Source organism: Acidovorax soli (assembly GCF_014207955.1).
Taxonomy (GTDB): domain Bacteria; phylum Pseudomonadota; class Gammaproteobacteria; order Burkholderiales; family Burkholderiaceae_C; genus Acidovorax; species Acidovorax soli_A.
The window spans coordinates 44,371-57,583 of the sequence record NZ_JACHLK010000027.1 but is presented as its reverse complement, the minus strand read 5'-3'; the positions used below and the strand labels follow the sequence as shown (position 1 = coordinate 57,583).

12 protein-coding genes are annotated in these 13,213 nt (G+C 68.7%); 5 read left to right on the top strand and 7 right to left on the bottom strand.

The annotated features are described in order from the left end of the window. Positions 1-795 precede the first annotated feature (795 nt). Together HNP48_RS33695 and HNP48_RS33690 are read right to left on the bottom strand one after the other, a co-directional pair. Positions 796-1,011 (bottom strand): oxidoreductase-like domain-containing protein, encoded by a 216-nt coding sequence (locus HNP48_RS33695; protein ID WP_260420482.1) that lies wholly within the window; start codon positions 1,009-1,011, stop codon positions 796-798. Then, the gene (locus HNP48_RS33690; RefSeq protein WP_184865709.1) at positions 1,011-1,256 is read right to left on the bottom strand and encodes a hypothetical protein; all 246 of its coding nucleotides are present in this window, start codon (positions 1,254-1,256) and stop codon (positions 1,011-1,013) included. The genes HNP48_RS33695 and HNP48_RS33690 overlap by 1 nt, the downstream gene beginning before the upstream one ends. 99 nt (positions 1,257-1,355) lie before the next feature. Here HNP48_RS33690 and ylqF point away from each other — a divergent pair, with 99 nt between their 5' ends. Beyond that, positions 1,356-2,336: a ribosome biogenesis GTPase YlqF gene (ylqF, locus tag HNP48_RS33685; protein WP_184865706.1), complete on the top strand. Its 981-nt coding sequence runs from the start codon at positions 1,356-1,358 to the stop codon at positions 2,334-2,336. Positions 2,337-2,488: 152 nt separating this feature from the next. Next, positions 2,489-4,780, top strand: a complete 2,292-nt coding sequence (locus tag HNP48_RS33680; RefSeq protein ID WP_184865704.1) for a bifunctional diguanylate cyclase/phosphodiesterase — start codon at positions 2,489-2,491, stop codon at positions 4,778-4,780. Between the two features lie 79 nt (positions 4,781-4,859). Here the strand turns inward: HNP48_RS33680 and HNP48_RS33675 are convergent, their stop codons facing one another. After that, positions 4,860-5,003, bottom strand: a complete 144-nt coding sequence (locus HNP48_RS33675) for a hypothetical protein (RefSeq protein ID WP_184865702.1) — start codon at positions 5,001-5,003, stop codon at positions 4,860-4,862. Positions 5,004-5,115: 112 nt separating this feature from the next. Then, a complete protein-coding gene (locus HNP48_RS33670; protein WP_184865699.1) occupies positions 5,116-5,571 on the bottom strand; it encodes a RidA family protein in 456 nt (151 codons plus the stop codon). An 89-nt stretch (positions 5,572-5,660) separates the two neighbouring features. Between HNP48_RS33670 and soxR the strand changes: the two genes are divergently transcribed. Beyond that, complete coding sequence (soxR, locus tag HNP48_RS33665) at positions 5,661-6,128, top strand: redox-sensitive transcriptional activator SoxR (RefSeq protein WP_260420481.1); 468 nt, start codon at positions 5,661-5,663, stop codon at positions 6,126-6,128. Positions 6,129-6,258: 130 nt separating this feature from the next. Here soxR and HNP48_RS33660 read toward each other — a convergent pair whose 3' ends face one another. Further along, positions 6,259-9,354 (bottom strand): WD40 repeat domain-containing protein, encoded by a 3,096-nt coding sequence (locus HNP48_RS33660; protein WP_184865697.1) that lies wholly within the window; start codon positions 9,352-9,354, stop codon positions 6,259-6,261. Positions 9,355-9,488: 134 nt separating this feature from the next. Here HNP48_RS33660 and HNP48_RS33655 point away from each other — a divergent pair, with 134 nt between their 5' ends. Next, a complete protein-coding gene (locus tag HNP48_RS33655) occupies positions 9,489-10,427 on the top strand; it encodes a succinylglutamate desuccinylase/aspartoacylase family protein (RefSeq protein ID WP_184865694.1) in 939 nt (312 codons plus the stop codon). A 162-nt stretch (positions 10,428-10,589) separates the two neighbouring features. Beyond that, positions 10,590-10,994 (top strand): hypothetical protein, encoded by a 405-nt coding sequence (locus HNP48_RS33650; RefSeq protein WP_184865690.1) that lies wholly within the window; start codon positions 10,590-10,592, stop codon positions 10,992-10,994. A gap of 139 nt (positions 10,995-11,133) precedes the next feature. On the opposite strand, the gene HNP48_RS33645 is transcribed toward HNP48_RS33650, so the two are convergent. After that, positions 11,134-11,577 carry a DUF6389 family protein gene (locus HNP48_RS33645; protein WP_184865687.1) on the bottom strand — a complete coding sequence of 148 codons (444 nt, stop codon included), beginning with the start codon at positions 11,575-11,577 and terminating at the stop codon, positions 11,134-11,136. A 34-nt stretch (positions 11,578-11,611) separates the two neighbouring features. Then, positions 11,612-13,165 carry a serine hydrolase gene (locus HNP48_RS33640; protein WP_260420480.1) on the bottom strand — a complete coding sequence of 518 codons (1,554 nt, stop codon included), beginning with the start codon at positions 13,163-13,165 and terminating at the stop codon, positions 11,612-11,614. Between the last annotated feature and the right edge of the window lie 48 nt (positions 13,166-13,213).

The window sequence follows — 13,213 nt, the reverse complement described above, 5'->3', positions numbered from 1 at the left end:
GAGCGCAAGCCGTTCTACGCTGCAGCGTGGGTCTGGCTGGCGCAGGCCCGCATGCTCTTGGGGCGGCTCAAATAGGTTTCTTCTACACCCTCCAAAAGAAAGAAGGCAAAGAAAAGGCGACCCCCCAGTCTGCGTCCCCCATTCGCCCTGTCGGGCGAATGGGGGCAGCCTGCGATGCTCGGATCTGGGGTGGACGTCGATGAACTCGCTTCGTTCTTCGAACTCCGCTCAGACAGCATCGACGAGCCAGACAACGAAGCGTGTGTGTCCTTCGGCACACACGCCCACCCCAGCTCCTGCGCTTCTCGGCGCAGCCAGAAGGGGTGGGGCGCGGGGTCAAAGACGGCTGCTGCTTTCGCAGCTGCGCCGGGTGTCGGTTACGCGCTGCGCGCTGCCGACGCTGCAGCGCAGCGAGGCGCAATGGGGCCGAGCGAAGCAATGGCCCGTATTGGTATCCACCCCCTTCTGACCGTGCCGAGAAGCGCAGAAGCTGGGGTGGCGTGTGTGCCGCAGGACACACACGCTTCGTCATCTGATTCGCCGCAGATGTTTGAGCGGAGTTCGAAGAACGAAGCGAGTTCCGAGGCGCACCCCAGCTTCGAGCATCGCAGGCTGCCCGTAGCGAAGCGAAGGGACACGGGCAGCGGGGTCGCCTTTTCTTTGCCTACTTTCTTTTGGCGAAGCAAAAGAACAGTAGGTGCGCCGCCGGGCGCATACCCCGGCTCCCGCCCTCAATGAAAGCATGCAGTCACTACAAACCCAGGCCGCTGGAACACTTGGACAGTAACAACGCCATCACCCCAACTGCAACAACGCCTCCTCGCGCCAGTAGTCAGCAGCAGCAAAAAAACCCTCCCACACACACCCATTGCACCCCCGCCCACAACAACTGGTAGGCTCCGGCGGGGGCTCGCGCAGGGTGATGCCCACCGCCGCAGCCTGCTGCTGCACCTGTGCGAACATCGCCCGGGCCGCATCGACCGGGGCCACGTGCAGCGTGCCGGCGCCCATCAGCGCTGGCGCCTGGCCCGGCGCAGCAGGTAGTTCACGATGAAGGCCCCGCCCAGCACCAGAGCGAACCAGCCCACCAGCGTGGCCTGGGCCATCAAGTCGCGCACGCCACCCGAGCGCGCCACGTAGGGCGCCAGCAGGATCACCAGCCCGATGAGGGCGCAGGTGATGCCCTTGAAAAGCATCTCCTTGTCGGCCTTGGCCTGCTGGGAATTGCGCGGGGTGTTGTTGTCGTTGGTTGGCATGGCGAAGGACAGAAAAATGGGCCCAAAAGTCGGCGGGGCCCCAGCCCGATTATCCTTCCCACCCTGATTCCGCATAGAAACACAAGAAAGTACCCCCGCATGGCCATCCAGTGGTTCCCCGGTCACATGCACCTGACCAAGAAAGCCATCACCGAACGCATCAAGGACATTGATGTGGTGATCGAGGTGCTGGACGCGCGCCTGCCCGGCTCCAGCGCCAACCCGCTGCTGGCCGAGCTCACGGGCCACAAGCCCACGCTCAAGGTGCTCAACAAGCAGGACGTGGCCGATGCCGCGCGCACGGCGCTGTGGCTCGACTGGTACAACGCCCAGAGCGATACCGCGGCGATTCCGCTCGATGCCTCGGAGGCTGCGCCCGCGCGCAAGCTCATCGACGGCTGCCACCGCCTGGCGCCCAACCGGGGCGGCATGGCCAAGCCCATGCGTGTGCTGATCTGCGGCGTGCCCAATGTGGGCAAGTCCACCTTGATCAACACCCTGACCAACAAGCGCCAGGCCAAGACCGGCGACGAGGCCGGCATCACCAAGATCGAGCAGCGCATCACGCTGGCCGACGACTTCTACCTCTGGGACACGCCCGGCATGCTGTGGCCGCGCATCATCGTGCCCGAGAGCGGCTACAACCTGGCCGCCAGCGGCGCCGTGGGCCGCAATGCCTACGACGAGGAACTGGTGGCGCTGGAACTGCTGCGCCGCCTGCAGCGGCACTATGTGCCCGAGCTGGAGGCGCGCTACAAGCTCGGCCTGCCCGTGGGCGCGGTGGCGACCATGCAGGACGATGAGCTGCTCGAAGCCATCGGCAGAAAGCGCGGTGCCATGCTGGGCGGTGGCCGGGTGAACCTGCAAAAGACGGCCGAGATCGTGATGACCGACTTTCGCACCGCCATCCTGGGGCGCATCACCCTGGAGACGCCCGAGCAGTTCGAGGCCTGGCGGGCCGCCGGCCTGGTCGAGGATGCCAAGCGCCAGGCCAAGAAGGATGCACGCGCCAAGGCCCGGGGCAAGGGCTCGGGCGTGCGCGAACCCCATGGCGGGGACGACGACGGCGAAGCCGGATAGCCAGGAGCGGGTTCCCCCCGCATGGCGCCCCGGGTGCTGGCGGCCGCCAGGGCTGGCGGGTGCTTGGGGCCGGCTGTGGCAATTGAGCACTCGATAGACGCGGTGTATCGCGTTACCATGCCACACCATCGGCTGCCACCGCTTTGACGACCATGCACGCTGTTGCCCACCTGCTGCCCTCGGACCAGGACGACGCCACCAGGCAGCAACTGGTGCGCGCAGGTGCCTGGGTGGTCGCGGTCACCGGCACCCTGATCGCGGCGCTGCTGCTGCTCGATACCCCTCTGTCCTGGACGCATGTGCTGCTCAACCTGGGCGCCGGCGCCATGGGCGCCCTGTCTGTGGCGCTGGGGCGCATGGGGCGCTGGCACCAGGCGGCGCTGGTGCTGGTCTGGGGGGTGTGGGGCGTCGTGGCGCTGGTGGCGGCCAGCAATGGCGGGCTGCGCGGGCCCAACCTGCTCAACTTCCCGGTGCTCATCGTGTTTGCCGGCTGGGTCCTGGGGGCGCGTGCCACGCTGTGGCTCACGGGCTGCACGGGCGTGCTGATGCTGTTCTTCCTGTGGGCCGACCTGCGCGGCATGCTGCCCGATGCGCGCTATGGCAACCGCATGGCCTACCTGGCCTACCTCACGGGCATCCTGTCCGTCACGGCCGCCGCCACGCTGCTGTCGCGCCGCAGCTACCTGCGCCGCGTGCAGGAGGCGCAGCACACGGCCTCCAGCCTGGCGGCCAGCGAGGCCGAACTGCGCAAGCTGCTGCGCGCCGTGGAGCAGAGCCCCGAGAGCATCGTCATCACCGACCTGTCCGGGCGCATCGAGTACGTCAACGCCGCCTTCCTGGCCCGCATGGGCTATGCGCGCGACGAGGTGCTGGGCCAGCCCTCTGCGCGCGTCTCCAGCAATGGCATGGCGCCGGCGCAGCGCCTGGGCCTGCGCGACACGCTGGCGCGCGGCGAGAACTGGGGCGGTGAGCAGGTCAACCGCCGCAAGGACGGGGCCGAGGTGATCGAGGCCGTGGTGGTGGCGCCCATCCGCCAGTCCGACGGGCACATCACCCACTATGTGGAGCTCAAGCAGGACATCACCGAGCGCAAGCGCGCGGCCGACGAGATCCACCGCCTGTCCCATTTCGACGGCCTGACCAGCCTGCCCAACCGCACCATGCTGATGGACCGCCTGTCGGCCCTGCAGTGGCGCTCGGGGCGCGCGTCGAATGCGCCGGGCGCCTTGCATGCGCTGGTGCTGCTCGACCTGGACCGCTTCACCACCTTCAACGATGCGCGCGGCAGCGAGATGGGCGACCGGCTGCTGTGCGCCGTGGCGCTGCGCCTGTCCGAACTGCTGCCCGACCAGGGCTTGCTGGTGCGCGTGGCCGGCGACGAGTTCGCCATCGTGCTGCACGACCTGGCCAACCAGCCGCCCCAGGCCAGCCGCCGGGCGCTGGCCTTTGCCGAGCAGGTGCAGGCCCTGCTGTTGCAGCCGCTCAGGCTGGAGGGCTATGCCGACGAGGCCCAGCTCGGTGCCAGCATCGGCATCACGCTGTACCCGCAGAGCCCGGCCGATTCGCCCCAGGAGGCGCTGCGCCGTGCGGGCACGGCGCTGCACCGGGCCAAGCAGGCGGGGGGCGGGCGCTCGGCCTTCTTCGAGCAGGGCATGGGCGAGGCGGCGGAGCAGCGCTTCCAGGTCGAGCGCACGCTGCGCCACGCCATCGCGGGCGACGAGCTGCGGCTGTTCCTGCAATCGCAGGTGGATGCACAGGGCCAGCTCACCGGGGCCGAGGTGCTGGTGCGCTGGCAGCATCCGCGCGATGGCCTGCTGGCACCAGGGGCCTTCATTCCCATCGCCGAAGAGTCCGACCTGATCGTGGGCCTGGGCAACTGGGTGCTGGCCCAGTCGTGCGCGCTGCTGGCCCTGCCCGTGATGCGCGAGCAGCGCCTGCGCCTGTCGGTCAACCTCAGTGCGCGCCAGTTCCGCCAGGCCCATTTCGTGCCGCAGCTGCGCGCGCTGCTCGAATCCACCCGGGCCGACCCGCGGCTGCTCACGCTGGAGGTCACCGAAGGCCTGGTGATCGACGACTTCGACGACGCCGTGGGCAAGATGCGCGAACTCGCTGCGCTGGGGGTGGAGATGTCGCTGGACGATTTCGGCACCGGCTACTCTTCGCTGGCCTACCTCAAGCGCCTGCCCATCCACGAGATCAAGATCGATCGCTCCTTCGTGCACGACGCGCCCACCAGTGCCGACGATGGTGTGCTGGTGCAGGCCATCCTGTCGGTGGCCAGCCACTTCGGCCTGCGCGTGGTGGCCGAGGGCGTGGAGACCCGGGCCCAGGCCGACTTCCTGCGCCAGCGCGCGCCCGACATCCTCTACCAGGGCTATCTCTACGGCCGGCCCGAGCCGCAGGAGGACTGGCTGGCCCGGCTGTCGCCCGGCCCCCTGGTCTGATACGCCAATAAAACAGCCCCCGCTGCACGGTGCAGCGGGGGCTGTTCTTTGTTCGGTACGGCAGGGAGCGCGGTCCGGCCTACTTGTTCTTGTCCTTGCCGCGCGGGATCACGGCCGTCACGGGCGGCACGGGCCGGTCGGAGCCGTGCGACTCCTTCGGGATCGACGTGTCCTTCTTGGGCTTCTTGGTCATCTTGTTGCTGCGCTGGTCGCCTTTGGCCATGGGTCCTCCTGGTTGGGGCTCCGGATGGGAGCGTTGCACCGCATGGTACGCCACAACCGGGTGTCCGGCATGGCAGTGCGCAGCTCTTTTCAGGGCCGGCTGGCGCAGCGCCTCATGGCTGCGCCGCCGTGACCACGGCCGTGGCCTCCACTTCGACCAGCATGCCGTCCAGTGCCAGGCGCGGCACGGGGATCAGCGTGCAGGCGGGCGTGGGGGCGTCGTCGCCCCAGACCCGGCGTGCCGCCTCGGTCCACAGGGCCAGGCGGGCCTCGCTGTGGTCCACAACCAGCAGCGTGAGCCGCGCCACATCGTGCACGGTGGCGCCGGCCGCTTCGAGCACGTGGCGCATGTTGTCCAGGGCCTGTGCGAGCTGGGTGGCGAAGTCGGGCGAGAGCTCGCCTGCCAGGTTCTCGCCGCCCTGGCCCGAGGCATAGACCGTGCGGCCCGACAGGGGCGCGACCACCACGTGGGTGTAGCCGTTGGGGGCCGGGTCGTAGACGCCCGCGGGGTTGATGTGGGCCAGCCTGGCGGCGTGCGATGGCGTGAAGCGGGAGGCGATCTGCGGCATGGGGGTGTTTCCTGCAATCCGTTGGACAAGCTGCTAGTATCGAATCTCAAGTTAACTTGAGGTCAACGACCCATTTCGAAAGCAAGGCCATGAAGCAGCACGACGACGCACACGGCGATTCCATGGCAGAGCTGGCGGCCGACCTGTCGGTGGGCGAGGTGGCCCGCCGCAGCGGGCTGGCAGTGTCGGCCCTGCATTTCTACGAGGCCCGCGGCCTCATCGCCAGCGTGCGCAGCGCGGGCAACCAGCGGCGCTACCCGCGCTCGGTGCTGCGCCGGGTGTCGGTGATCAAGATCGCCCAGCGCATGGGCGTGCCGCTGGCTGCCATCGGCGAAGCCCTGCAGGCTTTGCCCTCGGGCCGCACGCCCACGGTGGCCGACTGGCGGCGCCTGTCGGAGCGCTGGCGCGAGGACCTCGATGAGCGCATCCGCACGCTGACCGCGCTGCGCGACCAGCTCGACGGCTGCATCGGCTGCGGCTGCCTGTCGCTCAAGGTCTGCCCGCTGCGCAATGCGCAGGATGCTCTCGCGCAAGAGGGGCCGGGGCCGCATTTCTGATACGGATTCGCCTTCAACCGTCTAACGTCGTTGGTTCGCCTTGCCGTGCTACAGCACTGCCTGCGGCTTCCCGCCTAGTTATACGGTCGAATGCGAATCCGTATGAGCGGCCCGCCGCAGGCGTGGCTGCTCACCAGCGCAGTGGTGCGTCCTCGCTGCGCCAGAAAATCCAGCGGCGCACTTCGGTGTAGGGCGAGGTGCCGATGGAGTAGGGGTCCAGCCCCGTCTCCTTGCGTTCCAGCACGGCCAGGTAGCCGCCATAGCTGCCCACCAGCAGCGTGCTGCCGTCGGGCGAGGCCTCGATCGCGCTGATGCTGCTGCCCACATGGTGGCGCCACAGCGTGCGGCCTTCGTCGTCCAGGGCGTGGAGGTAGCCATCGGCATCGCCCATGACCACCTGGCCGGGCAGCGTGGCCGAGGCATAGACACGCCACTGCGCATCGACCACCGTGCCTTCGGCATCGTCGGCCGCATCCACCGCTGTGGCGATGGTGATGCCGTTGTACAGGTGGCAGGAGTTGAACCACAGCCGCGCGCCGTCGTGCGAGAAGCGCGCGTGGTGCGGGTAGGAGGACTGCGTTGCGAGCGTGCGCACCGGGTGGCCCGCTGCATCGAGCAGGATGTGCGTGCTGTCCTGGTCGCCCACGGCGATGAAGCGCTCGTCGGGCGACAGGGCCATGTGCAGCATGTCCATGGACAGCAGCTGGCCTGCGGGCTCGCCTTCGGCCGCATCCTCATGGTTCTTGGGCCAGGTGTAGGGGCCGCCGTCGTCCTCGCCGTCCTCGCCCTCGTCGAACTCCTGCGGGTGCAGCCGCTGCGCGCCTTGGCTGGCGCCCAGCAGGTAGATGCCCGTGGGGTTGCGCAGCAGCACGCGCTGGCCGTCGTTGAAGGGGATGATCTCGTCGCAGCGCCGGCCCAGCGCGCCGCCCACCAGGCCCATGGATTCGGGAATGCCCTCGTTGCCGTGCGGCAGCGGCCACTGCGCGATCTGCGGGCCGCCAAAGCCCCGGTGCGTGGTGATGTGCGTGCCATCGCTCTGGGCAAAGCATTGCCCGTCGGCCGAGCGCCCCAGGCCCTGCAGCGCGGGCAGCGGGGTCAGGGCCGTGCCCTCGATCTGCACCCAGTGCACGGTGTCGCTGTAGGTGGGGCCGATGCGTGCCAGCATGCGCCCGTCCGCCAGCAGGAAGGCCGGGCCGATGAACTGCCCGGCCTTGGCGGCCGTGCGCACAAAGGCATCCGGGGCAAAGGCAAAGCGCTGGCGAAAACGCTCGGCCAGCGCCTCGTCGGCATGGCGGTTCACCACGCGCGCCAGCTGCAGCACGGTGGGGGCGCTGGCCTTGCGCGGATCTTCCGGCAGGTCGTCCGTGGACGGGTCTTCACCCTCTTCGCCGTCGCTCTCACCGTCGGCCTGAGGGGCGTGCTCCGCCATGGCGTACTGGTGGGCGCGGATGGCGGCCACATAGCCTTCGCCGCCGTTCTGCCATTGCTCTGACAGCAGCATCAGCTCGACCGGGAACACGGCGGCATCGGGCAGGTCGGGCGCCAGCGGGGGCGTGGCCAGCAGGCGCACGGCGGCCTCGATGCGCCGGGCCTCGGCACGCTCGGCCTGCTGCTTCTCATGCTGGCCCTGGATCGCCGCCTCCACCTGCGCGTACAGGCGCAGCAGGCGCGCGATGTGGTCCACCGCGCCACGCGGCAGCGTGGCCTTGGCCTCGCTCTGGCGCTGGGTGTATTGGAATTCCACCCGCGGCGGGCCGCTGCGCGCCTCGTCGATGTCGAGCTGGTAGGCGGCATAGGCGTCGTCCGAATCGTCGCCCGGCCGCGCCTCGCCGTTCTCCCAGCTGAGCTTGAGTGCGCGGCCATAGGGCTCACCCTCGTGCAGGCAGGGCTGGCGTGCGCCCACCCATACGTCGCCATGCCAGTCGCCGTTCTTGTCGCTGTCCCACCAGTCGTTGAATTCCTCGGTGAAGTAGGGGATGTCCGTGAACTGCTCGATGCGCCGCGGCGTGAGTTCTGCCTGCAGGCGGTGGTGCAGCGGGTAGCCGGCGCGCGACTGGCCCACCGCGCGGCGCACATAGTCGAGCACGCCGCGCCAGGCCTTCGTGCCGGCCTCGCGCGCCTCGGCCGGGGCCTCGGCATCCAGCACCTTCCAGCCATCGGCCGTGCCCTCGGTGTAGCCGCGGTAGAGTAGCGTGGTGACCTCGGTGAAGGGAATGGGCTTGCGCAGCACCGCCGCCGAAAGGCGCGCCAGCAGGCCCTTGCGCGTGGGCTCGTGCTCCACCGAGAGGTAGAAGTCCCAGGTCTTCCAGACGGTGATGAACACATTGTCATCGCGCTGGTCGCCATCGGCGTCCACATGCCGGCGGCACAGCGAGAAGTCGGTCTGTCCGAACCAGCCGGGCGCCTTTTTCTCCTTGTGCGTGACGATGGGCGAATTCACCACCGCGAGGATGTTGGCCACGCTGATGGCTTCGTCGGCAAACAGGTCGCTGGCCAGGGGCAGGTCGGCATGGATGTCGCTGCTGGCGCGCACGGGGCTGTCGCCGGCGCGCACGGCGGCCACCACCCGGTCGCGGTCGAGCAGGTCGCCGATGCCGTCCGTGCCATCGTCGATGCCATCGAAGTACTCGGGCAGGAACACCAGGCCCGCGATCTCGCTCGAAAACTCCGCAAGGCTGGGCCCGCCGCGCACCTCGTCGAGCAGGAACTCCACCTGCTCGCCACCGGCCACCTGCACCGGGTATGCGTCGGTGAACAGCGCCACCCGCGCCGTGAGGCCGCCGTCCACCTGCAGCCCGCCATGGCGCCCATGGCCCCAGAGCAGGCCGGCCACCACGCAGGCCCCCTGCACATACAGCCACTGCCCGCCGAGCACGGCATGCTGCACCTGCAGGTCACCCCGCACGATCAGGTGCGTGGTGCCGTAGATGTCGCTGGCCGTGAGCGCGCCGCCGATGGCCAAGCCGCCTTCCACCAGCACCAGGTAGGGCGCGCGTCGGGGCAGGGCCACGGTGGCGGGCTGGGCCTGGGCCAACTGCCGCAGGCCGCCATCGGCCACGAGCGGCGTGTCCAGGGGCAGCTCGGGCCACTGCACATCACCGGTGATCCAGGCTGCGGTTTCGTCCTCGAAGTCCTCGGGCGCCGTGCGCAGGCGCTCGGCCAGGGGGCTGTCGGCAGGCAGCAGGTGGGCCACTTCGGCCAGGGGGACGAAACGCAGGCTGGGCATGGTGCTTTCAGGGCAAGGGGCAACAGTCGGCGGGCATCGTACACCGCACCGGGCCGGCCATCCGCAGCGTGCAAAGCTTGCACTTTGGGCCGACAATGATGTGTTGTCTTATCAATTAATTGAACCCTCCCGCCATGAGCCAGAACCCGCCCGCGTTTGAAGTGCTGCCCCGTGACCTGTCCGCCTACCGCCAAGGCAATGTCGGCATCGACTATGTGCACCGCTTCGAATCGGGCAAGCCCGGCCCCCATGTGCTGGTCAATGCGCTCACCCACGGCAACGAGATCTGCGGCATGGTCGCCGCCACGCACCTGCTCGACAGCGGCGTGCGCCCGCTCATCGGCACGCTGACCATCAGCTTTGCCAACGTGGCGGCCTACGAGTCCTTCGACGAGGCCCGCCCGTTCGAGAGCCGCCAACTGGTGCACAACCTCAACCGCGTGTGGTCCGCCGCCGAACTCGACGGCAGCGATGACAGCCCCGAGCTGCGCCGCGCGCGCGAGCTGCGCCCCGTGGTGGCCGCGGCCGACCACATCCTGGACATCCACTCGACCAGCCAGGACGTGCAGCCCTTCTGGGTCTACCCTGCGTACGCGCGCAACGCCGCAGCCGCCATGGCCATCGGCCTGCCGCCCGTGCACATGGTCATGCCCAACGGCCTGGGTTCGGGCACCCCGCTGATCCAGCATGGCCGCCATGGCCAGGCCCTGGGCGATGCCGGCGTGGCCATGGTGGTCGAATGCGGCCAGCACTTTTTGCAATCGGCGGCCGACCTCGCAACGCAGGTGGCGCAAGACTTCATCGCCCACTTCGGCCTGATCGCGCCGCGTGCCGACCGCGCAGCCCCCGGCCCGCAGCGCCGCTTCGAACTGCTCGAGACCTGCATGGTGCTCACGCCCGACTTCGCCTTCACCCGCCCGCTCGAAGGCTTCGAGACCTTTGCCAAGGGCGAGCTCATCGCCACCGACGGCACCGCGGAGATCCGCGCGCTGTGCGACGACTGCACCGTGATGATGCCCACGCGCGAACCCATCGTGGGGCGGGAGGCGGTGTACCTGACGCGGCCGCTGTGAGGTCTCCCGGGTGATGGATCAAAACTTCGCTCTTTGCTGTTGTTGCGGGTGAAATAGGTTCGTAAAAACCGGAATCATGCTTCGCCCGGGACTGCTGTCTCTTTCTCGTCGGCTTGCCCATACTCCAGGGCTTGCTTGCCATCTTGAAAGGACGATCTCCCCATGTTGTATGCCATCAGCTGGTTCCTCGTACTGGCCTTGCTGGCCCTGTGGTCCCTGGCCTGCTGGAGCGCCCATGCGCTGACGCTGTGGGCGGTATCGGGCGCGGGTGCCCTGGCTGGCAGCGGCCCCGCCGTGGTCGACAAGGTCGTGCTGCCCGACTGGTTGTCCATCTGGTTGCCACCTGCGTTGGTGCAGGAGTTCGGGTCGGTGCTCGCTTCTGTCGGCCCGGTCATCCAGTCGGCGTTGGAAGCCGTGCCCGCGCTCTCGGGCGCCATCTCGCTGCTGGCCTGGGCCGTGTGGGGCGTGGGGGCGCTGGTGCTGTTGGCCCTGGGGGTGGGGATGCACCTGTTGATTGCCCTGCTCAAGCGCAGCAAAGCCAGCCCTGGTACACCTGCTGCCGCCTGAAAGCTGGCAGGCTTCGAGGTTGCGGGTGGGGCACTTTCTCACTGTGCAGTGATGCATCGTTTCTGTGAATCCGGCGGGCGGTCGGTTCGCAGGGCATGCATCTGGTCAGTGCACCGGGCTTGGCACAGCCAGCGCGACGCTATTGCAGCACCACTGGCAGCTTCCGTCCATGCCCCTCTGGCGAGTCGATGCGCACGGGCAATCCCCTGGCGGGGTGCCCCGTGGCTTGCCAGACCACCTGGAGCCAGCGGGCCGCGGTATCGGTCAGCACATGGCCGACGGGGAATTCGGCGTCGCCGCCCATCAAGGGCAGGCCTGGGTGCAGCCCATCGTCGTGCATGGTCGTGTCGAACAGGCAGGCGTGGGCCGCGATGGCCTTGTTGAGCACGTAGAGATCCGGCCCCTCGAGGCCCACGCGCACCGTGAGGAATCCCTCGCCGCCCTGGTCCACGAAGATGTCGAGCGTCACCCCGCGGACCCTGTCCGGCAAGGCATCGAGCGCGCGGCGTAACTGGGCTGCGGCCTGGTCCGTATGGCGGTCGAGTACCGCATGCACGGCCTGGGCATAGTCTTGCTGGTTCATTGTGGATGCTTTGGGGGCTTGCCGAGACCCGAGCCTACCGCGTGCGCGGCAAGCCCTCCATGAGCAGCGTGAGCGCCCGCTGCAGGCCCGCGCCGGCAAAGCGCTCGCCCTTGTCGAAGCCCATGCGCACGACCACCAGGTCGTGCGAGGGCACGATGATCGTGTACTGCCCACCCGCGCCGAGCATGTAGTACGCCGAAGTGGGCAGGGCCGGGAAAGCGCCGGTACCGTTGAGCCAGAAGAAGCCCCCGTAGATGGGGCGCTTGTCGGCAGCCCAGGCCGGCGCCACCGTGCTCACGAAATTGACGAAGCCTTCGGGCAGGATGCGTTCGCCGTTCCACACACCGTCTTGCAGGTACAGGTTGCCCAGCCGCGCCCAGTCGCGCGCGGCCATGTACTCGTAGCCCTGGGTGAGGAAGTTGCCGTAGGGGTCGGTCTCCATCACCATGGAGCGGATGCCGATCTTGTCGAACAGGTGGCGCTGCGGGAAGGCCAGGTAGTCCTCGCCGCGCTTTTCCACCGCCAGGCGCACCAGGTAGCTGGCCAGTACCGGGTCGGTGTTGCGGTAGCGGCCCACGGTGTTGGGCGGCCACTGCTGCGGCCGCGTGGCCGCATAGTTGAACGAGTTGACACGCCCTGTGTAAAGGTAGGTGTGGTCGGGGTAGGTGCCGGTAGGGTCGAAGTCCGGATCATCTGGCGCCTTGATGCGCAGGCCGCTGGACATGTGCAGGATGTCGGCAATGCGGATCTGCTGGCGCGGGTCGCCTGCGCTCTGCCATTCAGGGATGGGGGCGGGCTGATCGAGCTTGTACTCGCCCTGGCGCACCAGCACGCCCATCAGCGTGGCGACCACGCTCTTGCCCATGGACCAGGATTCGAGTGGCGTGGTCCGTGTGATGCCGCGCATGTAGCGCTCGCCGATGATCTTGCCCTTGTAGGTGACCACAAAGGCGGTGGTGTAGGCGTCCAGCAGCGAGAAGGGGGCATCCACCGCCTGGGCCACGCGCCCCGTGTCGTAGCCGGTGGGCACCTCGATGGGCAGCACATCGCCCATGGGCCAGGGCAGGGTGCCGGCGTCTGGCAGCGTGCTGCGTACGGCCTTGGGAGTGAAGAACACGCTGTCCTGCCCTGGCGGCAAGGTGGTGCAGCCCTGCGATCCGTGCTGGCGCGCGACCAGCGTCGGGCCGCCCGGAATGGCGATGCGCACCTCTCTGCGCTCGCGGTCCACCACCGGCTTGCCCACGCGTGTGCGCTGCGCGTACGGGCCGGTGAAGTAGCCCACGCTTTCGGCCGCCACCTCCGGGTCCAGCCCGGTGATGAAGACTGCGGAACACAGGGTCTTGGCATAGCCGGCGGTTTGGTGTTCCAGCACGTCGCCCGGGGGTGGCACGTAGGGTGTGTTGAGTTCCAGCCCCTTGGCGCGGGCGATCAAGGCCTCGCGCGCAGGCAATGGTGCGCCGCTGCCATCGGGGTTGCCCGCGCCCGGGTCGTTGCTGCCACCGCCGCCGCAGGCGGCCAGCGCCCCCGCCGCCAGCACCAGGGCCACCGTCCTTGCCGGCAATGAAAATGGGGGCAGGCGCTTCATCATGGGGAATCGGTCCTCGTGTCGTCCGGCCCTGGGCCGGTGGGTTGCAGA

Excerpts from the sequence above, each read along its gene's own strand:
- HNP48_RS33695 (WP_260420482.1), bottom strand. The coding sequence starts at position 1,011 with ATGGGCGCCGGCACGCTGCACGTGGCCCCGGTCGATGCGGCCCGGGCG.
- HNP48_RS33690 (WP_184865709.1), bottom strand. The coding sequence starts at position 1,256 with ATGCCAACCAACGACAACAACACCCCGCGCAATTCCCAGCAGGCCAAG.
- ylqF (WP_184865706.1), top strand. The coding sequence starts at position 1,356 with ATGGCCATCCAGTGGTTCCCCGGTCACATGCACCTGACCAAGAAAGCC.
- HNP48_RS33680 (WP_184865704.1), top strand. The coding sequence starts at position 2,489 with ATGCACGCTGTTGCCCACCTGCTGCCCTCGGACCAGGACGACGCCACC.
- HNP48_RS33675 (WP_184865702.1), bottom strand. The coding sequence starts at position 5,003 with ATGGCCAAAGGCGACCAGCGCAGCAACAAGATGACCAAGAAGCCCAAG.
- HNP48_RS33670 (WP_184865699.1), bottom strand. The coding sequence starts at position 5,571 with ATGCCGCAGATCGCCTCCCGCTTCACGCCATCGCACGCCGCCAGGCTG.
- soxR (WP_260420481.1), top strand. The coding sequence starts at position 5,661 with ATGAAGCAGCACGACGACGCACACGGCGATTCCATGGCAGAGCTGGCG.
- HNP48_RS33660 (WP_184865697.1), bottom strand. The coding sequence starts at position 9,354 with ATGCCCAGCCTGCGTTTCGTCCCCCTGGCCGAAGTGGCCCACCTGCTG.
- HNP48_RS33655 (WP_184865694.1), top strand. The coding sequence starts at position 9,489 with ATGAGCCAGAACCCGCCCGCGTTTGAAGTGCTGCCCCGTGACCTGTCC.
- HNP48_RS33650 (WP_184865690.1), top strand. The coding sequence starts at position 10,590 with ATGTTGTATGCCATCAGCTGGTTCCTCGTACTGGCCTTGCTGGCCCTG.
- HNP48_RS33645 (WP_184865687.1), bottom strand. The coding sequence starts at position 11,577 with ATGAACCAGCAAGACTATGCCCAGGCCGTGCATGCGGTACTCGACCGC.
- HNP48_RS33640 (WP_260420480.1), bottom strand. The coding sequence starts at position 13,165 with ATGATGAAGCGCCTGCCCCCATTTTCATTGCCGGCAAGGACGGTGGCC.